The sequence below is a fragment of the Armatimonas rosea genome, assembly GCF_014202505.1.
Taxonomy (GTDB): domain Bacteria; phylum Armatimonadota; class Armatimonadia; order Armatimonadales; family Armatimonadaceae; genus Armatimonas; species Armatimonas rosea.
This window is the reverse complement of record NZ_JACHGW010000002.1, coordinates 142,058-166,995: the sequence shown is the minus strand read 5'-3', so window position 1 is coordinate 166,995 and position 24,938 is coordinate 142,058. Positions and strand designations below refer to the sequence as shown.

The window sequence follows — 24,938 nt, the reverse complement described above, 5'->3', positions numbered from 1 at the left end:
GGAGCATTGATGGCAAGCGTTCGCGTTCAGCAACTGATTAAGAAGTACGACCAAGTGGTCGCCGTGAAGGGGATGGACCTTTCTGTCGAAGACGGCGAGTTTATGGTCTTTTTGGGGCCGTCGGGCTGTGGCAAGACCACGACCCTTCGGTGTATCGCCGGGCTAGAGTTGCCCGACGGTGGGACGATCAAGATCGGCGAGGAGGAAGTGACCCACAAGCAGCCCGCCGAGCGCGATATCGCCTTTGTCTTCCAGTCCTTCTCGCTCTACCCCCACATGACCGTGCGAGAGAACCTCTCCTTCCCGCTGCGTGCCGTGAAGACCGCGCAGTCCGTGATCGACGAGCGCGTGATGATGGCGGCGCGGATGCTGCATATCACTGATAAATTAGACCGCAAGCCCACCCAGCTCTCGGGCGGCGAGCAGCAGCGCGTCACCATTGGCCGCGCGATCGTGCGCCGTCCCCAGGTCTTTCTGATGGACGAGCCCCTCTCCGCGCTGGACGCCAAGCTCCGCACCGAGATGCGCGCCGAGATCAAGAAGCTCCAGACCGACCTGGGCGCGACCACGATCTATGTCACCCACGACCAGCTCGAAGCCATGAGCATGGGCGACCGGATCGCGATCATGTACGGCGGCCTCCTCCAGCAAGCCGGCACCCCGATGGAGGTCTACGACAACCCGCGCAACCTCTTCGTGGCAGGCTTTATCGGCTCCCCCGCAATGAACTTTGTCCCCTGTACCCGTAGCGGCGATAGCCTCAGCCTCAGCCCCGCCGAGGGCGCGGCGGCGGCCAGCCTCGGGCTCGACAGCGACGGCAAGGGGCGCTTTGCCACTACCCCCACCGGCGACACCAGCCTCGTGCTGGGGGTTCGCCCGGAGGATGTCGCCTTTGTCGAGGCCGGGACTCCGGGAAGCTTGCCCGTAAGGGTCGAGGTGGTCGAGCTGCTTGGCTCGGAGAACATCATCAATGTCGGGCTGGCCGGGCATATTGTCAAGGTGCGTACCACCCCGACCTTCCGCCCCACTTTAGGGCAGACCTTGCACGCGCGGATCAACCAGAGCCGCTCGCATCTCTTTAATAAGCAAACGGAGCTTAATATCAATGCTGAGCGGTAGATTTGCCCAGATGGCAGAGTTTCTTAGTATTGCACTACTCTTGCTAGGTGTGATCGCTCTCTGCCAGCCCTTTGCCATGCCCATCTTCAGCTTTGGCCTGCACCTGCTCTTCTGGGGCTGGCTGGGGCTCAATATCTTCTCGCACCGCAAGCCGGTGCGCTAAGAGACACACCACTATGGAAATCAACCTCAAAGATAAAGTTGCCATTGTCACCGGCGCGGGCCGGGGCATCGGCAATACCATCGCCCGAACCCTAGCCGCCGAGGGCGCAATCGTCGTCGTTACCGATATCCGCACCGATCTCCTCGATGCCGTCAAGGCGGACTGGGAGGCCAATGGCTGGCGCGGTGCCCAGCACATCGCCGATGTGCGCAGCCCCGAGCAATGCAAGGAGCTGATCGCCAAGATTGTCGCCGAGTTTGGCCGCGTGGACACGCTGGTCAACAACGCGGGAGTCTCGATCAGCGGCCCCGTGGAGACCATGAGCGAGAGCGCCTGGGACGCCAACCTGGATATCAACCTCAAGGGGACGTTTCTCATGTGCCAGGCCGTGATCCCGGTGATGAAGGCGCAAAAGAGCGGGAGCATCCTCAATGCCGCGTCGTTTGCCGCGATCATTCCCTCGATTGGCAGCGCCCCGTACGCCGCGTCCAAGGCCGGTGTCCACTACTTCACCCGTGTCCTAGCCGGCGAGCTGGGGCCGTGGGACGTGACGGTCAACTGCTACTCGCCGGGCATGATCCCCACCGAGATCAACCACTTCACCGAGCGCCCGGAGGATGTCCAGTCCGATCTCCTCGATACGCTCACCCTGCGGCGCTGGGGCGATCCCAAGGATGTCGCGAACCTGATCTGCTTCTTAGCGTCGGACCTGGCCCGCTACATCACCGGCACGATGGTCGATGTCAGCGGCGGCAAGCTCGCCACCCAGATCCCCAAGTTCGCCTACGAAAACGCGTAGGTGCCCTGAGCACCAAGTTCGCCCTGGCGGCTCCTTGGAGATCTCTCCAGGAAGCCGTCGGGGCGTTTTGCTTTCTGCGGGTAGCTCCCTTATAATGTCCTAGAGAATGGTATAATCAACCGGTTTTTGTATGATAACGCGACGACGCCTAATCTGGCTTTCCCTGGGTGGCCTCCTGGCCGGCTGCCTTCCCTCCTCACAGGATGCGAAGGGGCGCACGACCATCCGCTACATGGCCTGGGGCAACCCGGAGCAGCTCCAGGTGGAGCGCCAGATCGCCGATGAGTTCGAGAAGACCCACCCCAAGCTCCGTATCCACCTGTTCATGGTCCCGGGCTCGTCGTACCCCGACAAGCTCCAGCTGATGCTGGCATCGCGCACGGCTCCCGATGTGATGCGCGTCGATCACTACCTCTTCCCCGCGCTGGTGCGCAAGGACTACTTCCTGGACCTAGAGCCCCTGATCGCCGCCGAGCCCAAGGGCTTTGTCGAGGACTTTGTCCCCACCGCGCTGGAGGAGTGCCGCTACAAGGGCAAGCTCCACGCGATGAATGTCCTCTTTGGCGGGGTCCAGCTCTACTACAACAAGAAACTCTTCCAAGATGCCGGTCTGCCCGATCCGTACGAGCTCTCGCAGGCGAAGAAGTGGGACTGGGACGCGTTTCTCACGGCGGCCAATGCGCTCACCAAGCGCGAGGGGGACCGGACGGTCCAGTTTGGCTCGACCTTTCCCAGCTTCCCGCAGTGGGCGTCGGTGTACTGGAACCGGGGCGGGGACGTGATGAACAAGGAGCTGACAAAGTTCACCCTCGCCGACGATCCCCACGCGATTGAGGGCTTGCAGGACATGGCAGACCTGCGCTGGAAGCACCACTGCGCCCCCACCCCCGCCGATGCCGCGCTCTCCGCCTTCACGTTTGAGTCCGGTAAGATCGCGATGCACTGGGGCTGGGCGGGGGAGACGCCACGCTTCCGCAAGAACATCAAGAAGTTCGACTGGGACATCACGCCCGTCCCCACGGGGCCTGCCGGCGATGCGACCGTCCTCAAGGGCAACCAGCTTGTGGTCAACCAGCACTCGGCGCACCCGGAGCTGGCCTGGGAGTTTGTCAAGTACATGACCGGCCCGGAGGCGGAGCTGCTTCTCGGGGCCAAGTTCCGGCGCTGCGTCCCCACCCGACTCTCGGTTCAGCAGCACCCGCAGTACCTCAAGAGCGACAAGCCCCCGTTTCACACCGATGTCTTTCTGGAGACTGTCCGCCGGGGCCGCACCCTGCCGATCGATGCGCGCTACCAGGAGTGGTCCCAGGAGTTCAACACCGCCACCGATGCCCTCTTCAATGTGGGTAGCACGACAGTCGCGCAGGCCAGCCAGACCGCGACCCAGCGTATCAACAAGCTCCTTGCGGGCGAGGAGGGGTTTTAGCCCATGTCTGAACGAACCAGTAGTCGCTGGGGGCTGGCGCTGATCTCGCCGTGGCTCCTGGGTTTTCTGATCTTCACCGCCGGCCCGATGCTGGCCTCGCTCTATCTCTCGTTCTGCAAGTACGACCTGCACTCGCTCCAGTTTGTGGGCACGAAGAACTACGAGGTCCTGCTCACCCGCGACCCGCTCTTCTGGAAGTCTCTGGGCAACACGGCGCTCTACGTGCTCTTCTCCGTCCCGCTGGGCCTGACTGGCTCGCTCCTGATCGCGGTCTTGCTCAACCAGAAGGTCAAGGGAATCCCGGTCTTTCGCACGCTGTTTTATCTGCCGTCGCTGGTGCCTGCTGTGGCGAGCGCCCTGGTCTGGCAGTGGGTCTTCCACCCCGATGCGGGAATCCTGAACTTCGCGCTCTCCAAGGTCGGGGTGCACGGCCCCAAGTGGCTCCAGGACCCCAAGACCGCGCTGATGTCACTGATTATCATGAGCCTCTGGGGAATCGGCGGTAGCCGTATGCTGATCTTCCTGGCCGGCCTCCAAGGAGTCTCCGATGAGCTCTACGAGGCCGCGCAGCTCGATGGCGCCGATGGCCTGACCTGCTTCCGGCACATCACGCTCCCCATGCTCTCCCCGACCATCTTCTTCAACCTGATCCTGGGGATTATCGGCTCGTTCCAAGTGTTCACCTCGGCGTATATCATGACCGGCGGCGGCCCGGACAACGCCACCCTGATGTACGTCCTCTATCTCTACAACAACGCGTTTCGCTTCTTCAAGCTCGGCAAGGCCAGCGCGATGGCGTGGATTTTGTTTATTATGCTCCTAGGCTTCACGGGGATTCAGTTCAAGAACGCCTCCAAGTGGGTGTACTACGAAGGAGGCGAGAAAGAATGATCCAGCGTATCGGGGTCTTTGCGATGCTGGTCTTTGGCGGCATCCTCTTCTCCATCCCGTTTTTGTGGACCGTCTCCACCGCGCTCAAGACCAACGAGCAGGTCTTTGCCGTCCCGCCGCAGTGGGTTCCCAACCCGATTCAGTGGGAGAACTTCAAGCGTGCCTGGACCGAGCTGCCCTTCCCGACCTTTGTCCTGAACACCATCACGATCACGATTGTCGCCACCTTCGGGCAGATCGTCTCCGCATCGCTGGTGGCCTATGGGTTTGCGCGCTTTAAGTTCAAGGGCAAGAACGCGCTCTTTTACCTGATGCTCTCGACCATGATGCTCCCGTCGCAGGTGACCATGATCCCGGTCTTTCTGCTCTGGCGGCAGCTCGGGCTGATCGACACGTTTGTGCCCCTGATCGCCCCGGCCTTCTTTGGCGGCGGCGCGTTCACGATCTTTCTCCTGCGGCAGTTTTTCTTGACCATCCCGCGTGAGCTCGACGAAGCCGCGATGATCGACGGGGCCAACCCGCTGACGATCTGGTGGAAGGTGCTCCTTCCGCTGGCCCGCCCGGCGCTGATCACGACCACGCTCTTCTCGTTCGTGAGCCACTGGGACGACTTCATGGGGCCGCTGATCTACCTGAACTCGATGGAGAAGTACACCGTCTCGATTGGCCTGCGCCTCTTCCAGGACAGCTACGGTACCCAGCTGGAGCTGCTCATGGCCGCCTCGCTGATCCATATCCTACCGACTATCGTGCTCTTCTTTGTCGCCCAGCGCTACTTTGTGAAGGGGATCGCGCTCACGGGCTTGAAGTAGCGCTAGCTCGCCAGCTCGGGGTCGAGGCGGTGGAGCTCCTGGAGCGATGTGGGCAGGCGGGCGCTGGTGAGGTGCTCGATGATCCCCGCGATCACGCCCTGAGACTTATCGCCCTGTGCCAGGAGAATCTCGCAGTCGTCGAGGGCGGGCCGCAGGGTGCGCACCTTGAGCTGTTTTTGGAGCTTGGCGAGCAGTGTGGGGCAGCCACTCAGCAGGCGGCTATTGAGAAAGAGCGTTGGCGGGTTGAAGAGGTGGATGGCCGCGGCGATCCCGATTGCCAGGTAGTCGAGGCGCGCATCGATGGCGTCGGTCTCTCCCGCGTTGTAGCGGGCCACGGCCTCCTCCAGTGTGCTTGCGCCCAGGGCTTGCAGGAGCGCGGGGTCGCTGATCTCGGTCTCCAGACAGCCCAGGTTCCCACAGCCACAGCGCCGCCCCGTGGGATTGACCGTGATGTGCCCCAGCTCCCCCGCGAGCCCACGGTGCCCGGTGAAGTGTTGCCCGCGCACCACGACCGGCAGCCCAACCCCCGTCGAGAGGTCTAGCACTGCAAAGTCATCGAGGCCCTGGGCGCTCCTCGCGTGGCGCTCGGCGAGGCAGAGAGCATGCCCCTCGTGGATAATGACACACTCGATCCCCAGTGCGGCGTGCAGGTCTTTGGAGGGGGTCTGTCCATCGGTGATGTGCACATTGGGCGAGAGCAGGCAGCGCTGCTCGGTGTAGTCGATCAGGCCAGGCAGGGCGACACAGAGACCGTGTGTGCGAACTCCAGGGCGTGCGAGCTGGGTCTGTGCCCAGTGCCGGGCGGTGGCGAGGAGCTCCGGGTAGGTCTTGGGAGTCTCAAAGCGCACCTCGCTCCGCAGATTGCCATCCAGCCCCCCCACGACCAGCCGGCACTCCGGCCAGTCCACGACCACCCCCAAGACCTGGGCTTCCTCGGCGGGGAGGCGTAGCTTCTTGGCGGGCCGGCCCCGGCGCACATCGGGGTCATCGACCTCGACCAGCCAGCCATCGCGTATCAGTGCCTCCACCGCTTTTGACGCAGTGGGTGCGGTGATCGCGGTGGCGCGTGCCAGCTCTGCCCGCGAGAGCGCCCCATGCCGCTGGATTGTCCGTAGCACCCGCCACTCGTTGATACGTCCTAATAGTCCCGGCTGAATCTTCCCCTGAATTGCCATAGGTTCTATTGTAACAGAACTTCCTCAGGAAGGGGTACAATTTCCCATGCCTCGTTTTCTCTCTGTCCACACCTTCCCCCCCGGCGAGTTCACTCCTGCCAGGATCGAGGAGATCGCCACCATGGGCCAGAACGATGCAGTTGTGCGGGGCTACCGGAGCTTCCATAGCCTGGCAGAAGGACAGATTGTCTGGATTCTAGAGGCCCCCCATAAAGAGGCCATCTACGACTTCTGCCAGCGCATGGGACTCCCCGTGGATGCGGTCACCCAGCTTGAGCTCGAAGGGCACGTGGGGGTGATCCGCCCCGCACCGGAGCAGTAGCCTACTCGCTATCGGGGTTGTCGTGCTCGACCAGGTGTGCCAGTAGCGTGAGCGACTCTTGCCAGCCCAGGTAGCAGAACTCCACGGGAATCATGGTGGGAATCCCCTCCTGGACAATTATCAGCTCGGTGCCACAGGCGACACTCCGCAGCGAGATGGTCACCTGCATCTCCCCCGGCAGGCTGGCATCGTCGAAGCGGTCGGTGTAGCGAATGCGCTCGTGGGGTGTGAGCTCGAGATAGGTCCCCCCAAAGGAGTGGCTCTTCCCCGTACCAAAGTTCGTAAACGACATTCGGTAGCCGCCCCCCACACGCGCATCCATGTGCAGCATCTTGCCCGTGTATCCATGCGGGGGGACCCACTTGACCATGGCATCGGGATCGAGAAAGGCACGGTAGACCCGCTCGGGCGCGGCGCGCAGGATGCGGTGGAGGTGAACGGTCCCCGTGGGGAGCGGTGCTTCTTGGGTTTCAGGCATGTTAGAGTTCCTTCTAGTCCGCAGACTCAAATACTTGTTTGCTACCCGGAAACCCCCTGCCTGATTTTTTTTCTGCGCTAGGTTGTGTAGCGGGTCAGGGGCGGGGTGCGCTCGGGGGGGAGGGAGCAGGCGTCCTGGAGCGCGGTAACCAGAGGCCCTAGGCCCCGAACGTCACGCAACAGGCTGAAGGTACGCGATATCTGCGGGGCAAGGAAGTCCTCCCGCCGAAAGAGCAGGTTGTCGCCGTTGTCGAGCCGGTACCAGAGCTCCGGGGCCAGCGCCAGGACACGCAGTGCGACATAGATCACGAGAGCGGGGAAGCGGTCCATGAACCCGGTGTAGAGCCGCCGGGGGTGCTGGTAGGAGGGGTGACCTACCTCGCCAGGGGTGAGCGCCGCGAGCGTGGGAGCCCACATCCCATCGTAGTCCAAGAGCCGCAGCTCGCCGCCGGGGGTGACAAAGATATTGCCATGCTGGAGGTCGCCGTGCGCGAGCTGTGCCACGACCAGGGACTGGACAAGCGCGGCCCAGCGCTCCGCGAGCCCTGCCAGCGCTCCCGCGGTATTGAGGTTGCGCTCGACCCAGGTATTGAGCGGCTCCCCGACGATCCAAGGCATCTTCAGCAGGGGAAATGCTCCCCGTGCCAAGACAATGCCCTCGGGCTGGAAGTCAAAGGGGAGAAAGCAAGCGGGCTTGTCGGGATGGGCGGCCAGGAGCCCGTAGCGCTCCGTCCGCGACAGATCATCGCGCAGAAATAGCCGCACCGCCCACTGCTGTGTCGCTTCAGGGTCACTTTTCAGGTGGTAGACATTGGTAAAGTTTCCTGTGATCGGCTGAGGGAGCCCAAAGAGGCCGGGGGCAGCCAGCTGCGCTCCAGCGAGCTCTGGATCACGGAAGCAGTGTTGAGGGAAGGTGAGCGCTTCCTGATAGTCGAGCTGGGTAGGCCACGCCATGGCGAACTCGATTCTATCGCGTTCCTGCACACTGTGGTATACTGCTTGCGTTGTGCACTAGTTGGTGCAAAAAGTTTCTTATTCACAAAACCGTGGACGGCAGGCAGAACCCTGGCCGTTTTTTTGTGCGAGAGCGACGATTTGTGAAAAGTTTCGCAAAGGCACGTCCCGTGTGCCAGTAAGGAGTTGAGAGATGAAATCCCCTGTGATGGGCGGCGGACGCCGCGAGCTGACCGTAACCTGCCCTGGCTGTAGCTACACCTGTATGTTGCCCCCTTCCGCGATCATGCGGAACCAGTTTTTCTGCTCGGGTTGCGGCAAGCAGCTCGACCTCAAGCAGCTCCTTCGTGCGATGGCCGGAGATGGTCCCGGGGTTGGGCTCGGCGCACGCAACGACCGTGAGAGCCGCTACAAGAGCGCCCGCAAGGCCGCCGGACGCCGGTAGCTTCTCTCTAAAAAGCCCCTCGCCGTTGGTTCGGCGGGGGGCTTTTTTGTTTGGCAGGTATAATCCACTCTGTGAATGATGCAGATGTGCTGGGCAAGGAAGCGGACCACCGCGTCCGCCCACAGACAACCGCCGAGGTGCAGGAGATTCTCCGCGCGGCGCAGAGTGCGGGGCGCGCGGTGCTTCCCTGGGGCGGCGGAACCGGGCAGGACTATGGGCTCCCCCCCCGCAAGGCCGACACGATCCTCGATCTCAGTGGCCTCAATCGCCTGATCGCCCACGAGTACGCCGACATGACGGTCACCGTCGAGGCAGGAATGCCCCTCGCCCAGCTCCAGGAGCAGCTCGCGCGGCACGGGCAGTTCCTCCCCCTCGACCCCCCCCAGCCCGAGAAGGCCACGATCGGCGGGATCCTGGCGACCAACGCGTCGGGACCGCTCCGACTCGGCTACGGCACCCCGCGCGACTGGCTGATCGGGCTGAGCGTGGTCGATGCCCAGGGCCGCTTGGTCAAGGGCGGCGGCAAGGTGGTCAAGAATGTCACCGGCTACGACCTGCCCAAGCTCCATATCGGGGCGCTCGGTACGCTGGGAGTCATTGTGGAGGCAACCTTCAAGGTGAGCCCACGCCCGGAGACGGCGCGCACGCTGGTGGCGCAGGCCAGTCCCGCCAGTGAGCTTACCCCCGCCGCCACACGGCTCTGGCGCGAGACCCAGCCCGTGAGCCTGCTGCTCCACGAGGACCACCAAGGCCGTTTTCTGGTCGCACTCTACCACGGCAGTGCTGCGGTCACGGGGCAGGCAGCCGAGCGTGGTGCCACCATCGCGCAGGAGTGTCGGCTGAGCGCGGCGCAGTCCTACGACGGTGAGCTGGTCCCGGAGTCGCCGGTCGCGCCCGTGCAGGTGCGCCTGAGCACCAGCGCCTCGGAGGCGATCCCCCTCCACGATGCCGCAGTCGATGCCCTCGCGGGGACCGGGGTGATCCTCGATAGCTGGCTCGGGGTGGGCACCCTCACCCTCACTTGGGAGACCGCCGATGAGCGCGCCTTACAAGGAGCACAGAAAGCGCTCCTCCTCGCCAAGACCCGCGGGGTGCGCTTCGCTCTGCTACACGGCCCACTCGCGCTACGCCAGAACAACCTCGAGACCCTCTGGTTTCCCGCTCCCTCGGCCCGTGTTCTCCACGAGCGGATCAAAGAGGCACTCGACCCCTACAATGTCCTCAACCCTGGCCGCTTTGTCTGCGGAATTTAGCTTGACAAATACCACTTCATGCCCTACAATTGATCTCGCTAGTTTCATGCCCAGGTGGTGAAATGGTAGACACGCCAGTTTCAGGTACTGGTGCCGCAAGGTGTGGGGGTTCGAGTCCCCCCTTGGGCATCTCTAGCAACAAGCCCCGCTCCCAACCGAGCGGGGCTTTTTTACTTCCCCCACGTGGGAGTTATCCACAGGCTGTGGATAACCTGTGGATAACTTGGGTATAGTCTGCCCATGTTGCCTCCCCCCCTTGTTTTTCGTCGCCGCGTGCTGCCCAATGGCCTGGTAGTCCTGACCCACGAAGACCACAAGAGCCCGACAGTCGCCCTGCAGGTCTGGTACAAGGTGGGGGCCAAGGACGACCCCGCGGGAAAGTCTGGGTTTGCCCATCTCTTTGAGCACCTGATGTTCAAGCGCTCCAAGAACATGCCCGATGAGCAGCTCGACCGCTTCACGGAGGATGTCGGGGGGGAGAACAATGCCTACACCACCCCCGATGTGACGGTCTACCACGAGGTCGTGCCCTCCAACCACCTGGAGCGCCTGCTCTGGGCCGAGGCGGACCGCATGGCGAGCCTGCAGGTCGACGAGAGCAACTTCTTCTCCGAGCGCGATGTGGTCAAGGAGGAGTACCGCCAGGGGGTCCTCGCCAACCCGTACGGCCGGCTCGACGATGCCCTGGAGAGCGGCTCCTGGAGTATCCACCCCTACAAGCGCCCGGTGATCGGCAATATCGCGGAGCTGGACGCCGCCACGCTCGACGATGTCCGGGCGTTCCACGCGACCTTCTACCGCCCCGACAACGCCGTTTTGATTGTCACGGGCGACCTTGATCCCGCTCAGTGCGACCGCTGGATCGACCAGTACTTTGGCCGTATCACTCGCCCGGAGAGCACGATCCCGCGTGTGACGGTGAAGGAGCCGGCGCGCCGGGCAGCGCAGCGGCGCGAGGTCCATGGCCCCAGTGTCCCCCTCCCCGCCCTCGCCCTAAGCTTTCTGGTCCCGAACCAGCGCCACCCCGATGCCCCCGCGCTCCAGCTCCTGGACTCCCTCCTCTCCAGCGGCGAGTCGGCGCGCCTGCACCAGAGCCTGGTCTACAAGCAGCAGCTCGCCTCGGAGGCAAGCACGGGCGCGGACCTGCGCACCGATGCGGGCATGTTCACTGTCCACTGCACCACCGCGGGAGGCAAGAGCCTCGATGTGCTCCTCAGAGCCACCCTGGCCGAGCTGGAGAAGGTCAAGCGCCAGCCCGTGAGCCCCAAAGAGCTTGCCCGCGCCCGCACCCGCCTGCTCGCCGGAACCCTCCATGAGCGGGAGACCGCCGAAGGGGTTGCGGGCGCACTGGGGACTGCTGAGGTCCTCTTCGGGAGGGCCGAGCGGGTCAACACCGAGCTCCCCGAGCTCCTGGCGGTGACAGCGGCGGATATCCAGCGGGTCGCCCAGCGCTACCTGACCGAGAAAAACTCACTCCTGATCCGCTACACCACCGGAAAGGCCTCCGAGCCCCCCCTCTCCCCGAAGAAGACCGCCCCCAAGGCAACTCCCCCCCCGCCGGAGGAGCCCGCACCCACACCGAGTGCCCCCCGCCCCGCACGGCTTCCTGTGCTTACCGACCGGAGCCTGGCAAACGGCCTGCGCGTGGTCCATGCCGCACGCCCTGGCTCGGGGCTCGTGACCCTGGAGCTGGTGGTTCCGGGGGGCTCTGGGATTGTCCCGGCAGCCAAGGCGGGGCTGGCGTCGCTCACCGCGACCCTTCTTACCCGAGGAACCACCACCGGCAAGACCGCACCCCAGCTCGCGGCGGAGGCGGAGGCTCTGGGTGGCTCCCTCGGCGCAGGGGCGGACTCCGACAGCCTCTCGGTGGGGATCACGGTTCCTCAAGGCAATGCCGCCGCCGCTCTGGCGCTCTTGGCCGAGGTCGTGCAGAAGCCCGCGTTCTCCCAAGACGAGGTCGCGCGGGCAAAGAGCGAGGCAATCGACGAGGTGACCCAGGCACTGGAGGAGCCCTCGACCCTGGCACGGGGCATTGCCCAGCGCCTCTTCTTCGGGACGAGCAGCTACGGCAACCGCCTGGGCGGACTCCCCAGCACGCTCGCCAAGCTCGGCGCGGGGGAGGTTCGGGGCTACTGGCAGCAGGTCTTCACCCCCCACCGTGCCACTCTGATCGTCACCGGGGACCTGACCGCCGCAGCCGCGCTGGCGCTTGCCCAGCGGCACCTCGGAAGCTGGAGGACGAAGCCCCTCCCTCTCCCCACACCGGGCGTCGCCTTCCAGAAAGTGCCCCCTGTGGTGGTCCTAGACAAGCCCGATGCCGGCCAGGCTGCGGTGCTCCTGGCTCTCCCCAGTCTGCGCCGCGCCGACCCGAGCTACGCGATTGGCGAGGTGGCGAACTCTCTCCTGGGGGGCGGGTACTCGTCGCGGGTGAACCGCATGGTGCGGATCGAGCGTGGCCTCTCCTACGGGGCGGGAAGCGGGCTGGGTACGCGGCGCTACGCTGGCCTGTTCCAGCTCTCCTGCCAGACCAAGAACGAGTCCGCCGCCGAGGTGGCAACTCTCTTTGTCGATGCCCTCAAGAACCTCGCCACCGCCCCCATCCCCGAGACAGAGCTCGCGGCACGCAAGTCCGCCCTGCTGGGGCCCCTCACCCGTGAGCTGGAGACCGGCACGGGCCTGGCCGGTGCGCTCTCCGAGCGGGTGGGCGATGGCCTGCCCCTCGACGAGCTCGCGCAGCTCCTCGCCACCATTCCCAGCATCACCGAGGCGCAGGTCCAGGCCTTTGCGGCCCAGACTCTGGCGGCAGAGAAGGCACGGATCGTGATTGTCGGGGATGCCAAGCAGTTCCGCCCCGCGCTGGAGAAGGCCTTTGGCCCGGTGACGGTCTGGAAGAAGTGGAGCGGCTAGGGCTCGCCCCGTGTGGATCGCCCCGGTTAGAGCGGGGCGTCAACGAGCGCTACGCGCTGCAAAGGCCTTCGGCCATACCGAACCCGCGTAAACGCGGTTATGGCCGAAGGCCTTTGTGTCGGAGCCTGCGACGACAGCAAGACGCCCCCCTCCCACGGGGGCGATCCACACGGGAGCGATCCTTAGAACCGAACGAGGGCCGCATCGCCTGCGGCCCCGACCTTGGCCTTGAGCTCACCCGAGAGCGCTTCGTAGCCGGGTTTTGCCAGCAGGCCGAACATGTTCTTCTTGTAGGCCTCGACTCCTGGCTGGTCAAAGGGGTTGACTCCCATCAGGTACCCGCTGATACCGCAGGCGCGCTCGAAGAAGTAGAGTAGGAAGCCCAGGTGGTAGGCATCCAGCTTGGGCAGGTGGATCGTCAGGCTGGGAACACCCCCCTCCCGGTGTGCGAGCGCGGTGGCCTGGTAGGCTGCCTGGTTGATCGCGGTCAGCTCCTCGCCCACCAAGTACCCCAGCTCATCGGCGTTGTCGCCGCTGGGGAGGGTCAGGCTGGGCTCGCCGCCATCGACAATCACGAAGGTCTCGATCAGCGCACGACGACCTTCCTGGAAGTACTGCCCCATCGAGTGCAGGTCCGTGGTGAACTCCACCGACGACGGATACAGGGCCATGTGGTTCTTACCCTCGCTCTCGCCGTAGAGCTGCTTCCACCACTCCAGGACATAGTGCAGGCGCGGCTCGAAGCTGGCGAGGGCCTCGATCAAAAAGCCCTGCTGGTAGAGCAGGTTACGGGCGGCGGCGTAGAAGAGCACCGGGTTTTTCTTGGGGTCGGGCTCCGCGGCGGCACGGGCACAGGCGATCGCTCCCCGCTGCAGTTCGCGAATATCGATCCCGGCGTAGGCGATTGGCAGGAGCCCCACCGGCGAGAGCACGGAGTAGCGCCCCCCGATACTGTCCTCGATAGGAAGGGTGCGCCAGCCCGCCCCGCTGGCCACTTTCCGCAGAGCGCCCTTGTGCTTGTCCGTGGTGGCGACAATGCAGCCCGGCTCGGCGAGCTCACGGAAGATCCGAAACGCGACCGCGGGCTCGGTGGTGGTGCCGGACTTGCTGATGGCATTGACCGCGAGCTTCTTGCCCTTGAGTCGCCCAAGCAGCGCACTGTGGTAGTGGGCGGAGAGGTTCTGCCCCGCAAACTCCACGGTCCGGTCTCCCCCCAGTGCCTCGATCACCGCGCGGGCCCCGAGATACGACCCCCCGATCCCCACCGAGACCAGGACATCGGTCCGCGCCCGTAGGTCGTCGGCGATGGACTCGATCTCCTCCAGCAGGGCATCATCGGCCATGGCGGCGGGATCGAGCCAGCCCAGAAAGTCCGAGCCGGCCCCAGAGCCGTTGGTCAGGGTAGCGTGGGCAAGCGCGAGCCGGTCGGTCTGTTGCGCGACCAGCTCAGGGGTGACATTGGGAGCCAGGTAGGCGGCGTCAAGGGTAAGCATAGCGCCTTCCATGATACCTCACCCAACCCAGTCCCTTAGCGTAACCACCACGTCGCAGAGAGCTTTTGCCAGTCCACGACGAACCACTCGCCGTCGATTTTCTTGAGGGTGAACGTACCATGGCCCATGATGCAGCTGCCATCGTCGGGCAAGAGGACAACCTGTGCAGTTTGGCGGTCGGGCCCATAAACGATGCGTTGCCCCGTGGGGCCATCCGGGGATTTAAAGTCGAGGAAGACGTTGCCTATCCGGTAGATCCCCACGCGCGAGCGCCAGAGAGAGTTCCCCCGTTTTTCCCACAGCACTTGCCCCTCGTTGCTGTAGACCTCGAAGGGGATCGTGTCCGTCGTGGAGACAATCACGGGGTCTGCCTGGTTCTCCTGGGCGAAAAGCCACGCCTCGATGCAGGCAGCGAGGATCTGCTCGGTGTCGCCCTGCGGACGCCGCGCGACGAGCGGGCAGGGATCGACCGCATCACGGAGGTCATCGCCATCGGTATCGGCTTTCTTAGGATCGGTCCCCAGACGCGCTTCGGCTAAGTCCGTGAGCCCATCGCCATCCGTGTCCTTGCGAATCGTAGGATCGTCTGGGAAGAGCTTGATCCACTCGGACGCCAGGAGTTTGTCGAGGGGAATCCCACGGAAGGTCTTAGGAAACTCGTCGCGCCCCGTCGTCCCGATTCCGGTAAAAAGCGGAGTGCCCCACTCGGTGCCGCGCCTTTCGACCATAAACAAGGCCGTGCCGTAGCCCAGGATACTGCTGTAGAACAGCATCCAGGTGCGCCCCTTGGTGTCTTGCTGAGTGCTGACGATGTTCTGCTTATCGAAGTTGATGCGCTCGTACCAGGGCTTGCAAGGGCCGGACTTGGCCCGTGCGGCTCGTACGGCAGCGACCCCCTCGGCTCCACCCGTACCTGCCAGATGCTGAAATGCCTCGGTACGCCACTCTCGCGGGGCTTTGGGATCGCGCAGGGCGCTGAGCAGAAAGGCCACTGCTTCTGGGTGCGATGAGTGCGCAATAACAGAGAGCAGATACTCGCTTTGCATCCCCTCCGACCGGGGCTTCCGAGGGTACGTGAGGAGCTTCTGGAGGAAGACGGGGATGTAGAGATCCGGGTTCCCCTTGGCTTGCAAGGCACGCTCGGCGGCCTCCCCACCGCCCTGTTTCCACAACCCTAAGAGTGCCGCGGTATTCTCTTTTTCGCAGAACGCGAGCAGGTAGGTATCTAGGTTTTGGATGCGATGCTTTGCCAGCTCCAAGTACCGGGGCAGAAACGCCCGAGCACTGTAGGGTTTGAGCTTCTCTAGCTGCTGGCGCTCGGCTGCATCCAGGGTCTCAAACTGGGCAACCTGCCGCTCCGCCATTGCTTTTTTCCCTGCTGCAGCTGCCGGAAGCCGGGGGAGCGCACCGGGGACGTAGCCCATGAGGCGGTTCTCACTCTGGTCGTAGGTGACGATAGAGTTCTGGTCGGCGTAGATCGGGGCTCCGGTGAAGGGCTTGTCGGCTTGCCAGCGTAGCTTGCCTTCCCGCGAGAGGCAGTAGGTGCCCTGTACTGTCGGAGAGTAGTTCATGGCCTCGATGAGTAGGTTCTGCCCATCGCTACAGCTACTGAGGATATCGCCGTAGGCAACCGGGCTCTTCCAGAGCCGCTTGCCGGTCGCAAGATCGTGGCCCTGTGTGGCGTCCCACCTGCTCGTCAGCCAGACATTGCCAAGCACCGGCCCCGCAGCCAAGTAGCCTCGGGCGGTCCAGACCACGTTGCCGGTGCGTGCCTGGAGGCGACGCGGCCTTTCCCCAAAGAACACCACACCCCCCTCAATAACGGCGTGGCTATAGAGCTCTGGAAAAGATACCCCGCGTCGCCAGAGAACCCTGCCACTCTCGGGGGCAATCCCGAGCTCCTCTCCCCGTTTCCCCTTCACATCAATTCCCACATAGACCCCATCGCGCGTGGCCGCCAGCACGACACTGACGGTATCCGGCTTTAGCGGCGACACGAGCACTGTGCTCCAGAGAACCTGGCCGGTGCGCGGCGAGAGCGCATGGAGTGCCCCACGCGCATCGAGTGCATAGAGCTGCTCTGGGTCTTGGGTTAGCTGCTGGATTTCCAGCGGAAAGTGCTGGAGGAGCCGGGAGCTTCCCGTACCTGCGTCGATGGCGTAGAGGTCCTTTCCCGCCACCAGCGCGTAGAGCGTACCCGTGCGCAGGCAGGTAGAGCCAACCCGTTGCCCCGCGAGGCAGCTCCACTTCTTCCCCCCGGTCGCGAGGTCGAGGGCAGCAACCTCTTGCCAAGATTTGTAGTAGAGCGTCCCTTTCTCACCCGCAATAACAGAGACACCATCCCCCAGAAACTGGGTCCACTGGCGCACAAACGGCGGGGCGGTAAGGGACTGTGCGCCTGCGGAGCGAGCGCCCAAGAGCAGAAGAAGAGCGACGATGATGGATCCAAAACGCATGCAATACCTCACGAGACCAAGCGCAACTGGAAGTCCACGACAAACCACTCGCCCTCGATTTTTTTCAGGAACACCTCACTCGTATCCCCATCCAGGCCACCCGCGTAGCGAGAGATCATCACGCGTGCGCTCTGACGATCGGCGCTATAGGCAACCCGCTCTCTCTTTTGTTTGCTCTCTTCTCCAGGGGCATAGAAATTGATCAGATTGACACCTCCTTCATAGACGGAGAAGAGAGGATTCATCTCACCAGAAGCGTGCCAGAGGGCGACCCCAGAAGAGCCATAGAGCTCAAAGGGAGTCACCCCGTACAGGGAAAAAAGACTCGGGGTGTCCCAGTGGAAGGCAAAGAAGTAGGCTTCCACGCAGGCAGCCAGGATTTTCTCCGTATCGTCGAGGGGACGCGGTGCCACATTGGGACAAGGATCGACTCCGTCGCGCAGGCCATCGCCATCCGTGTCGGCGTTCTTGGGACTCAGCCCCAAGCGTTGCTCGACAAGATCAGTCAGGCCATCGCCATCGCTATCTCTGCGAAGGGTCGGGTCGTCGGGGAGGCGCTTGATCCACTCCGTTTTGACAAACTTGCTGCGGGTAGGGATGCCAGAGAATCGCCGGGAGGCACTTGGTCTGTCTCGGTCCTCTGTTGCGATCCCCGTAAAGAGCGGCGTCCCCCAAGTGCCCGCCTTTCGCTTCTCCACGAGAAACAGATCGTTCCGGTTTCCCAGGATCGCGCTGTGAAAGAGGAGCCACGTGCGACCTTTGGTATCTTTCTTGGTGGCGACAAGCTCCTCTGGCTCTAACTTGCTTAGCTCCAGGCGCTCGTACCAGGGCTTACGTGGGACGCGCTTTGCCCGAGCCTCCCGTACGGCGGCTGCCCCGGCGACACCGCCCGTTCCCGCAAGGTGGCGAAATGCCTCCCGGCGCCAGTCGGGGGGAGCTTTGGGATCACGCAGTGCTTCGATCAGAAACGCCACTGCCTCAGAATGCGATGAGTGCGCGACAGCGGAGAGGGCCGCACTGTCATCGTGCCGCGTCTGTGGCTGCGTCTTCAGGCTGGCAACGAGAATCGGGACATAGCCTGCCGGGTCGCCTTTCTCCTGAAGCACACTCTCCAGCTCCCTGCGCCAGCTACTCTTCGCGCCGAGGCTCTTCCAGCCCGCCACCATTGCCTCGGTGTTTTCTTTCTCGCAGAGGGAGAGCAAGTAAGGACGCGCATCCATGATGAGGCTGTAGTAGGCTTGGCTCTCCGCGCTATCGCGTTTGGCATCGTAGCGTCTTGCCCAATCCAGATAGTGCGCCAGAAAGGGGGGGAAGGTGTAGGGCTTGAGCCGCTCCAAAAGCTTGCGTTCCCGGTTGTCAATCTGCTCAAAGTGTGAGGCCAGACGCTCGGCGAGTGCCTTCTTCTCCGGCTCTGTGGCAGGGAGAGAGGGAGGCGTCCCCCGAGTGTAACCCCGGATACAGAAGCCATCATCTGTGATCACGCGGCCCGACTCGGCGTAGACGGGGGTTCCCGTGAAGGGAGTCGGCTCTTTCCAAAGCTCCTTGCCCGTGCTGGTGAGTAAGGCCGCCACTGGATTCTCCTCCGTGCGCTCGTGGAGAAGAACACTCTTCCCAAGCGAGAGACCTTGTTCTAATGAGAACTCGCGCGGAGTGGTCGGGTAGTGCCAGAGGGGTACGCAAGTGCTTGCTTGGTATCCTTGAAATGCGCTTAGTGTTTGCAGAATTAGAACATCGTCGATCAGAGCAAAATTCCACGCTTCCAGTGTCTTCTTCCAGACAATCTTCCCGGTCCGAATATCGGTCCGCTGAAGGCCCGCGAAGCGTGTGATAACCGTATCGCCATACGGAAGTGCAGGGTAGAGGTGGGCATATTCGGCCTTGCGGCTCCAGCGAACCTTTCCTGTCTTTGAGTCCAGCCCGATCTCCCCCACATCGCTCAGCCCCACGTAGAGGCTATCTTTTGTGCAGAGGAGATTGGCAGAGAACGAGCGGCGTCCACTCTTGGCTACCAATGCCGTGCTCCAGAGAACTTTCCCGGTCAAGGGGGAGACTGCCCAGAGCTTTCCGTGCTCGTCTAGTACATAGAGAGAGTTGGCATCGTGCGCCAGTGTGGTGGCCCGGTGTGGAAAGGAAACCAGCAGGCGTGACTTCCCCGTGCTCGCGTGGACGGCATAGAGAGCACAGGGGTTCTCATTGGGAGCCAGCGCAAAGAGAGTCTCCTGGTGGAGGAGAGCGGCCTGGACCCACTTCCCCAGTAGGCTCCCCCAGAGTAGCTTCCCCGTGGCCAGCTCCAGTGCCCCCACACCAGAGCGAGAGGTGTAGTAGACACGGCTTTTCTCCACCGCAAAGACCTCGGCTCCTCCCCGACTAAACCAGCTCCACTGCCGTACATACGGCGGGGCCGCGAGGGACTGTGCGCCTGCGGGACGCGTGCCAAAGAGCAGGAGCACCCCGACAAGAATGGGCCAGAAACGCATAGAGCACCTCTCTCAAACCCACCGGTGGGCTGCCCGGGAAACCGCCTACCCCGCTTTTGGTTTAGAGCTTGGTTAGTTCCACCAAGGTAACCGGCAGGCCGTAGCCATCGGGTGCCATTGTGGAGCTGAGGACCTCAACCTTGAACTTCACCACGAGCCCATCCGTGTAGAAGCTGGAGTCTGGGGCCGTGGTGAGCATGTAGCGCGTACCGGTCGGTCCCTGGATCACCCACTTCTTGATCGGGGAGGGCTTCCCACCAACATACTGCGTGATAGAGCGAACCGTCCCCGTCCCCTCCACCGTCGTGTCCTGACCACGCTCCGTTGTCACCGGAGCTGCCTCCAGAGGCGAGACGCCTCCACAGCCTGTGAGCAGGGCCAGTGCTCCCACAGCCAAAACGTAGTTTGTAAAGTATCGCATGCCCTCATTATAGGCCAATTTTAGAGAGATTTGTTGAAATCCCTTCGGCGGTACGCGTGACCTGAATCTCCCAGCGCCCCCCAAAGCCCGCCAGAGTCAGCGACATGGCGTCCCAGCCCTCCGGGAGGCGCGGGTTGACATCAAAGCGGTCCAGCCCACGCGGGACAATCCCAAAGAGCCCCTCCGTAATGACGCGACAGTAGAGGGCGCTCTCGGCGGAGAGGTGGGCCTGGCTTCCCTCGGGGTGGGCCTCGACCGCGTAGGGGACATGCTCGCCCAGCAGGCGGCGCTTGGAGAACGCGGTGAGCTTCTCCAGCGCCTGCTCGGTCGCGCCCGTGGCGAAGAGCCCGCGCAGGCCGTAGAGGGTCGCCCGGTCCCAGAACACCGTGTCCCCGGACTCGGTCGCCAGGCCATCGTCGGTCCAGAGCCGTGGAGAGAGCAGGGCAGCGATCGTGCCGTCGCGCCGGCTAGCTCCCCCGCTTGCGGGGGCGGGGGGGGCGAGCCCCATCACGAGCGGCAGGCAGAGCCAGGCGCGCAGGGTCGTGTTGCCCTCGTAGTAGCGGTAGGTTGTAAAGCCCTCCACCTCCGCGCCAAAGTGCCGCTCAATCGCGAGCGCCAGCGCATCGGCGGCCTCGTCGTACTGCGTGGTGAGCGCCTCATGCTCCAGCTCTCGGGCGAGGTCGGCAGCGCGGCGGTAGCCATCGTAGGCCAGGCACGATGTCGAGAGATTGGCATCGCCGGTCGGGAAGCGCCCCTCCAGCTCATCGGTGTCGGAGACCACGATGCCGCGCGTGTCGGTCTTGCGGCGGCAGTACTCCAGGCACCAGACAATCAGTGGCCAGAGCTTCTGCGCCGCCTCATGGTCCCCGCTCGCCAGCGCGTAGCGGCTCGCCCCCGAGGCGATCATGGCCGCATCGCCCCGGTCGCCACACTGCCGCCAGACCACATCGCCCTCGACCTCAAACGACGATGGCAGGGGCCGGTAGCTGGAGGTCAGCTCGGCGGCGAACTCCTGGTAGGCGTTCATCGACGCCTCATGGCAGAGCGAGTCGCCCAGATAGCCAAAGAACGGATTGGCGTACTCAGCCTGGTCGTTGGCCCAGACCCCGCCGTAGTAGCGCCCCCCGCCGGGGGAGTGCACCAGCCCCATCTTGGTCTCAAACAGGCTCTCGGCGGCGCGCCACTTGGCAAAGGTAAAGGCCTGGTTGATCACCGGATCGGGGGTCGTGAGACGCATGCTCTCGTCCAGCGCCTTCCAGCGCCGCCCCCGTGCCACGGCCTCGTCGTGGACATTGATGGCGGGCAGGGCTGTATTTTTCTTATGGGCGAGAAACGCAAGCGTGATGTTGCCAAACTCGCCGGGACGCACCAGGAGCGTGTTGCCCTCGACCACCTTCAGGCTCACCACCGCCTCGCCGTCGTAGCAGGCCACGGTCTCCCCGTTCTCTTCGAGGTGGCACTCCAGGCTGATGGGGGCCTCGCTAAAGTTGATGATACTCCAGCGCTCCAGCAGCGCGGGCTTGTCCTCGCAGGGGAAGAGATGGCGCTGGACCGCGATCCCATCCAGCGGCATGTGGGTGACAGTCAGCCGTCCTTCCCAGTGGCGAATCTCGCGGACTGGGCCGGGGATCAGAGGAATTCCCTCGATCCGAATGGGCGGGATGATCTCATTGCCCCACTCGCGCTTGAGATAGCCCCGGACATCGTCGCGCTTGAGCCGCAGGGTCGGCCAGATCACCTCGCGGCTCAGGACCAAGCGGCGCTTTTCGTCCACTCCGTAGCGCAGGATCGCGCTCAGCCGTCGCCCACTCAGCTCCACATGGTCGTGGTGAGGCAGCCCCTTCGTGCCCTCAATCGTCCACGCAATCCCGGAATCCGCCAACGCCCAACGCTCTTGCCCACTTTGCATGGGGTATTTTATCGCGCATCCCCCCGGCGGCACCGCCCTACTTACATCCCCCCGCTCGCACCGCTCGCGACCCCCTTCGCCTTTTCGCTCCTTCGCCTTTTCACTCCTTCGTCGCTGCGAAGGGGATTAAGGAAGCCCCCAACCCCCTTCGCCCCAACGAAGTTGGGTTTCAGGCGAAGGGGGTCGGCGGTGGTGCCGCCGGGGGGATGCCCCAACGGGGGGATGCCCCATCCAGGTGCTAGTGCGGCGTCTCTTTGACGGCGTTTCGGTTCCAGCCGGGCACCTCGACAACCACGTCTTGGGTGCCGTTGGGGACGCACTGGCAGCCCAGGCGTGAGCGCAGGGTCAGGCCGGGTGCCTCTTCGAGCTGATCTTCTTCGTCCTCGGTGGCCTCGTTGAGCGAGCTCCAGCCCTCTTTCACAACAATATGACAGGTCGAGCAGGCGCAGACCCCGCCGCAGGTGTGCTCCAGCGGGAGCCCCTGGCCATCGCAGATATCGAGGATCGAGCCGGGGAGGCCATTGTCGCCCATAGGCAATGACGACGGATTGATCGTAAACTCGTGCTTCTCGCCGTCCATGAGGATCGTCAGCTTGTAGGGTTGCTTGGGCTTCTCGTAAGAAACCGGTGCCGCGTAGGGATTCGTTCCAGCCATAGTTGTGTTATACCGGGTCTTAAACCCCATTTCCCCCTTCTGAGTTCCGCTCTGCTATAATTCCGGCATGAGCGCGACACTGCTGGACATTCAGAACTTGGAGAAATCCTTTGGGCAGACCCCGGTCTTGCGAGGCATCTCGCTCGCGGTGAAGGAGGGCGAGGTGATCGGGCTGATCGGGGCGAGCGGCTCGGGCAAGTCGACACTCCTGCGCTGCCTCAATCGCCTGGAGACTCCCAGCGGTGGGACAGTGACGTTTCAGGGGAAGACCGACCACGACGAAAACACGCTGCGCCAGCAGATTGGGATGGTCTTTCAGCGCTTCAATCTCTTTCCGCACCTCACCGCGCTGCAAAATGTCGCCCTCGCGCCCCAGAAAGTCCGCAAGCTCGACAAGGCCACGGCGGAGAAAAAAGCCCGGGAGCTCTTGGCGCAGGTGCACCTCAGCGAGCACGCTGACAAGCTCCCCGCACAGCTCTCCGGCGGCCAGCAGCAACGGGTCGCAATCGCCCGTGCGCTCGCCATGCAGCCCGCCGTCCTGCTCTTTGACGAGCCCACCTCAGCGCTGGACCCCGAATTAGTCGGCGAGGTGCTCGAGGTGCTCCGCGACCTCGCCAAGACAGGCCGCACGATGCTGGTCGCCACCCACGAGATGGGCTTCTGCAAAGAAGTCGCGCACCGGGTGTGTTTTTTGGATGCCGGAAAGATCCTCGAAGAAGGCCCCCCCGAGCAGCTCTTCGAGACCCCCAAAGAGCCCCGCACAAGAGAGTTCCTCGCCCGCGTCCTCAAATAAAAACCCGACCGAGGCACGAGGGAGGCGGCGCGAAGCGCCCCATAGCCCCACGCTCACCGTGCGGGTGGAGAAAAACAATGCCGTTTGTTCAAGATCGATTTGCCATTGGGCTCTGGGTAGACCCGCCGCGCACCGACACGCACTATAAGTGGCTCGCCGACGCGGGCTTTAATCTCGTGCTGGCGGGGTTCCAGAAAGAGCCCGTCGCGCAGCTCTTTGCCCTGCTGAAAAAGTACAAGCTCAAGGGGATTCTCTGGCCCCAAGGCGACGATCCCACAAAGTTCCCTACCGACCCGAACCTCTGGGGCTACGCGCTCCAAGACGAGCCCAGTGCGACGGAGTTTCCCAAGCTCAAGGCGCGCGCGGAGGCGATTGCCAAGGCGCACCCGGGTAAGCTGGCCTACGTCAATCTTTTCCCCAACTACGCCTCGCCCGCGCAGCTGGGGGCGCCGGACTACGCCACCCACGTGAAGCAGTTTATCGAGACCGTCCGGCCCGCCGTCCTCTCCATGGACCACTACCCGATCTTCCGGCCGGAGCGCGATGGCCGCGATAAGTACTGTGAGAACCTGGCGGTGATGCGGGAGCAGTCGCTGGCGGCGGGGATTCCCTTCTGGAACTTCTTCAACACCATGCCCTACGGCCCCCACACCGACCCCACCGAGTCGCAGCTCCGCTGGCAGGTCTATGCATCGCTGGCCTACGGTGCCAAGGGCGTCTTGTACTTCTGCTACTTCACTCCCCAGGGCGATGAGTTTCCCAAGGGCGGCGCGATTATCGCCGCCGATGGCACCAAGACCCGCCACTACGCGCACGCCCAGCGCCTCAACGCCGAGCTACGCGCCCTCGCTCCCACTCTGATGCAGCTCACCAGCACCGGGGTCTACCGAGTCACCCCCACGGACACGCCCGCTGAAGCGCTCAAGGGCTCGGGGATTCTGGACCTCAAGCGAGACCGTGTCGATCCCCCCGGGGACTATCTGGTCGGGGCGTTTCGCCACAGAGACGGCCGCCGCGCGGTGCTCTTGCAGAACTACCGCTTCGCCTACTCCGCCTGGCCCACCGTGGTCTTCGATGCCCCACTGGAGAGTGTGCGCGAGGTCAGCAAAGAGACAGGAAAAGAGGCCCCCGTCCGCGACGAGAGCCCCAATATGCCCGGCCTCCAGCTCTCCCTCGGGGACTCCGAGGGGCGGCTGTTTCTACTGCCCTAGGTTCCCAGCTGGATACGGACAACGGTCTTGCCGACCCCCACTCCGATGTACTTCCACTCACGCTTCATGTCCTTAAACCTCGCGCTTATGTTGAGCTTGCAACGGAAGTCCAGAAGGACTTGCCGATGGAAGAAGCGCATCTCCTGAACCATCGCCGTGTAGTGATCCCAGTCAATGAGGTTGTCAAGGACGAGCCGTCGAGCGATATCCACCTCGTCAGCCCAGCCACGCGGCGGCTTGGGGACATAGGTGGGGATCGGGACGATCAGCTCGCGCCAGGGAGTCCCGTTGGCTTTAATGTCCTCAATGGAGCGGCGGCGGTTACCCTCCGCCTCCCAGCCCTTTACCATATCAAACCAGACGATTTTTTTATCGTCGGGCATTGTATCGATACACTTCTGGGCAAAGAGCATCCCCTTGGGAGCGGTCTTCAGCTCCGGTAGACCGGCGCTTCCCACATGGATCCGCATATCGGTGAGGCAGGTATCGATAGACTCAGCAGCCACCTTCTCCGAGTCCGGCTTAGCGATCTGCTTGGTGCGCTGGGTGATATAGGCGCTGCGCTGCTGCTCAATCGAGTCGGAGACCGATTTGGAGTGTACGCGAGCGATATTGATCTCTTCGATGATCGCCTTAGCCAAGCGATCCCGGTCCAGCGGGCGCGGCGGCGGTGGTGAGTTGTTGTCGTCGATTTGCTGGGCATGAGCCGCTGCTGCAAAGAGCAGACCTGCCCCACATAACATTCCTAGATTTACGTCTTTTTTCATTGTATTATTGCTT

General features: G+C 63.4%; 22 protein-coding genes and 1 tRNA gene. 13 read left to right on the top strand and 10 right to left on the bottom strand.

Annotated elements, in window-relative coordinates:
- Positions 1–9 precede the first annotated feature (9 nt).
- From HNQ39_RS08650 to HNQ39_RS08625, 6 genes are all read left to right on the top strand, one after another.
- On the top strand, positions 10–1,119 hold the full coding sequence (locus tag HNQ39_RS08650; protein WP_184194011.1) for an ABC transporter ATP-binding protein: 1,110 nt from the start codon (positions 10–12) through the stop codon (positions 1,117–1,119).
- A gap of 10 nt (positions 1,120–1,129) precedes the next feature.
- On the top strand, positions 1,130–1,282 hold the full coding sequence (locus HNQ39_RS08645) for a hypothetical protein (RefSeq protein ID WP_184194008.1): 153 nt from the start codon (positions 1,130–1,132) through the stop codon (positions 1,280–1,282).
- Between the two features lie 13 nt (positions 1,283–1,295).
- Positions 1,296–2,081, top strand: coding sequence for an SDR family NAD(P)-dependent oxidoreductase (locus tag HNQ39_RS08640; RefSeq protein WP_184194005.1), 786 nt, complete (start codon positions 1,296–1,298; stop codon positions 2,079–2,081).
- Positions 2,082–2,211: 130 nt separating this feature from the next.
- Positions 2,212–3,507 carry an ABC transporter substrate-binding protein gene (locus HNQ39_RS08635; protein WP_184194002.1) on the top strand — a complete coding sequence of 432 codons (1,296 nt, stop codon included), beginning with the start codon at positions 2,212–2,214 and terminating at the stop codon, positions 3,505–3,507.
- Between the two features lie 3 nt (positions 3,508–3,510).
- Complete coding sequence (locus HNQ39_RS08630) at positions 3,511–4,398, top strand: carbohydrate ABC transporter permease (RefSeq protein ID WP_184193999.1); 888 nt, start codon at positions 3,511–3,513, stop codon at positions 4,396–4,398.
- The gene (locus HNQ39_RS08625; RefSeq protein WP_184193995.1) at positions 4,395–5,210 is read left to right on the top strand and encodes a carbohydrate ABC transporter permease; all 816 of its coding nucleotides are present in this window, start codon (positions 4,395–4,397) and stop codon (positions 5,208–5,210) included. Before HNQ39_RS08630 ends, HNQ39_RS08625 begins: the two co-directional genes overlap by 4 nt.
- A 2-nt stretch (positions 5,211–5,212) precedes the next feature.
- Here the strand turns inward: HNQ39_RS08625 and HNQ39_RS08620 are convergent, their stop codons facing one another.
- A complete protein-coding gene (locus HNQ39_RS08620) occupies positions 5,213–6,385 on the bottom strand; it encodes an ROK family transcriptional regulator (protein ID WP_184193992.1) in 1,173 nt (390 codons plus the stop codon).
- A gap of 46 nt (positions 6,386–6,431) precedes the next feature.
- Between HNQ39_RS08620 and HNQ39_RS08615 the strand changes: the two genes are divergently transcribed.
- A complete protein-coding gene (locus HNQ39_RS08615) occupies positions 6,432–6,707 on the top strand; it encodes a hypothetical protein (RefSeq protein WP_184193988.1) in 276 nt (91 codons plus the stop codon).
- 1 nt (position 6,708) lies between these two features.
- Here HNQ39_RS08615 and HNQ39_RS08610 read toward each other — a convergent pair whose 3' ends face one another.
- The gene (locus HNQ39_RS08610) at positions 6,709–7,185 is read right to left on the bottom strand and encodes an SRPBCC family protein (RefSeq protein ID WP_184193985.1); all 477 of its coding nucleotides are present in this window, start codon (positions 7,183–7,185) and stop codon (positions 6,709–6,711) included.
- A gap of 77 nt (positions 7,186–7,262) precedes the next feature.
- Positions 7,263–8,138 carry a hypothetical protein gene (locus HNQ39_RS08605; RefSeq protein WP_184193982.1) on the bottom strand — a complete coding sequence of 292 codons (876 nt, stop codon included), beginning with the start codon at positions 8,136–8,138 and terminating at the stop codon, positions 7,263–7,265.
- 193 nt (positions 8,139–8,331) lie between these two features.
- Here HNQ39_RS08605 and HNQ39_RS08600 point away from each other — a divergent pair, with 193 nt between their 5' ends.
- The 4 genes from HNQ39_RS08600 to HNQ39_RS08585 all read left to right on the top strand — a co-directional run bounded on the left by HNQ39_RS08600 (position 8,332) and on the right by HNQ39_RS08585 (position 12,743).
- Positions 8,332–8,583, top strand: a complete 252-nt coding sequence (locus HNQ39_RS08600) for a hypothetical protein (RefSeq protein WP_184193979.1) — start codon at positions 8,332–8,334, stop codon at positions 8,581–8,583.
- A gap of 71 nt (positions 8,584–8,654) precedes the next feature.
- On the top strand, positions 8,655–9,836 hold the full coding sequence (locus tag HNQ39_RS08595) for an FAD-binding protein (protein ID WP_184193976.1): 1,182 nt from the start codon (positions 8,655–8,657) through the stop codon (positions 9,834–9,836).
- 48 nt (positions 9,837–9,884) lie between these two features.
- Positions 9,885–9,965 (top strand) — tRNA-Leu (locus HNQ39_RS08590).
- A 111-nt stretch (positions 9,966–10,076) separates the two neighbouring features.
- On the top strand, positions 10,077–12,743 hold the full coding sequence (locus HNQ39_RS08585) for a M16 family metallopeptidase (protein ID WP_184193973.1): 2,667 nt from the start codon (positions 10,077–10,079) through the stop codon (positions 12,741–12,743).
- Positions 12,744–12,925: 182 nt separating this feature from the next.
- Here HNQ39_RS08585 and HNQ39_RS08580 read toward each other — a convergent pair whose 3' ends face one another.
- From HNQ39_RS08580 to HNQ39_RS08555, 6 genes are all read right to left on the bottom strand, one after another.
- Positions 12,926–14,236, bottom strand: a complete 1,311-nt coding sequence (locus tag HNQ39_RS08580; RefSeq protein WP_221289929.1) for a glucose-6-phosphate isomerase — start codon at positions 14,234–14,236, stop codon at positions 12,926–12,928.
- 35 nt (positions 14,237–14,271) lie between these two features.
- Positions 14,272–16,692, bottom strand: coding sequence for a PQQ-binding-like beta-propeller repeat protein (locus HNQ39_RS08575; protein WP_184193967.1), 2,421 nt, complete (start codon positions 16,690–16,692; stop codon positions 14,272–14,274).
- Positions 16,693–16,700: 8 nt separating this feature from the next.
- A complete protein-coding gene (locus tag HNQ39_RS08570) occupies positions 16,701–19,169 on the bottom strand; it encodes an outer membrane protein assembly factor BamB family protein (RefSeq protein ID WP_184193964.1) in 2,469 nt (822 codons plus the stop codon).
- 61 nt (positions 19,170–19,230) lie between these two features.
- A complete protein-coding gene (locus HNQ39_RS08565; RefSeq protein ID WP_184193961.1) occupies positions 19,231–19,590 on the bottom strand; it encodes a hypothetical protein in 360 nt (119 codons plus the stop codon).
- Positions 19,591–19,597: 7 nt separating this feature from the next.
- A complete protein-coding gene (locus HNQ39_RS08560) occupies positions 19,598–21,499 on the bottom strand; it encodes a glucosidase family protein (RefSeq protein ID WP_184193958.1) in 1,902 nt (633 codons plus the stop codon).
- 238 nt (positions 21,500–21,737) lie between these two features.
- Positions 21,738–22,154, bottom strand: coding sequence for a 2Fe-2S iron-sulfur cluster-binding protein (locus HNQ39_RS08555; RefSeq protein WP_184193956.1), 417 nt, complete (start codon positions 22,152–22,154; stop codon positions 21,738–21,740).
- 79 nt (positions 22,155–22,233) lie between these two features.
- Between HNQ39_RS08555 and HNQ39_RS08550 the strand changes: the two genes are divergently transcribed.
- Both HNQ39_RS08550 and HNQ39_RS08545 read left to right on the top strand, forming a co-directional pair.
- Positions 22,234–22,947 (top strand): amino acid ABC transporter ATP-binding protein, encoded by a 714-nt coding sequence (locus HNQ39_RS08550; protein WP_184197676.1) that lies wholly within the window; start codon positions 22,234–22,236, stop codon positions 22,945–22,947.
- A gap of 77 nt (positions 22,948–23,024) precedes the next feature.
- Positions 23,025–24,158: a hypothetical protein gene (locus HNQ39_RS08545; RefSeq protein ID WP_184193953.1), complete on the top strand. Its 1,134-nt coding sequence runs from the start codon at positions 23,025–23,027 to the stop codon at positions 24,156–24,158.
- Here the strand turns inward: HNQ39_RS08545 and HNQ39_RS08540 are convergent.
- On the bottom strand, positions 24,155–24,925 hold the full coding sequence (locus tag HNQ39_RS08540) for a hypothetical protein (protein ID WP_184193951.1): 771 nt from the start codon (positions 24,923–24,925) through the stop codon (positions 24,155–24,157). The two genes, HNQ39_RS08545 and HNQ39_RS08540, sit on opposite strands and share 4 nt — an antisense overlap.
- Between the last annotated feature and the right edge of the window lie 13 nt (positions 24,926–24,938).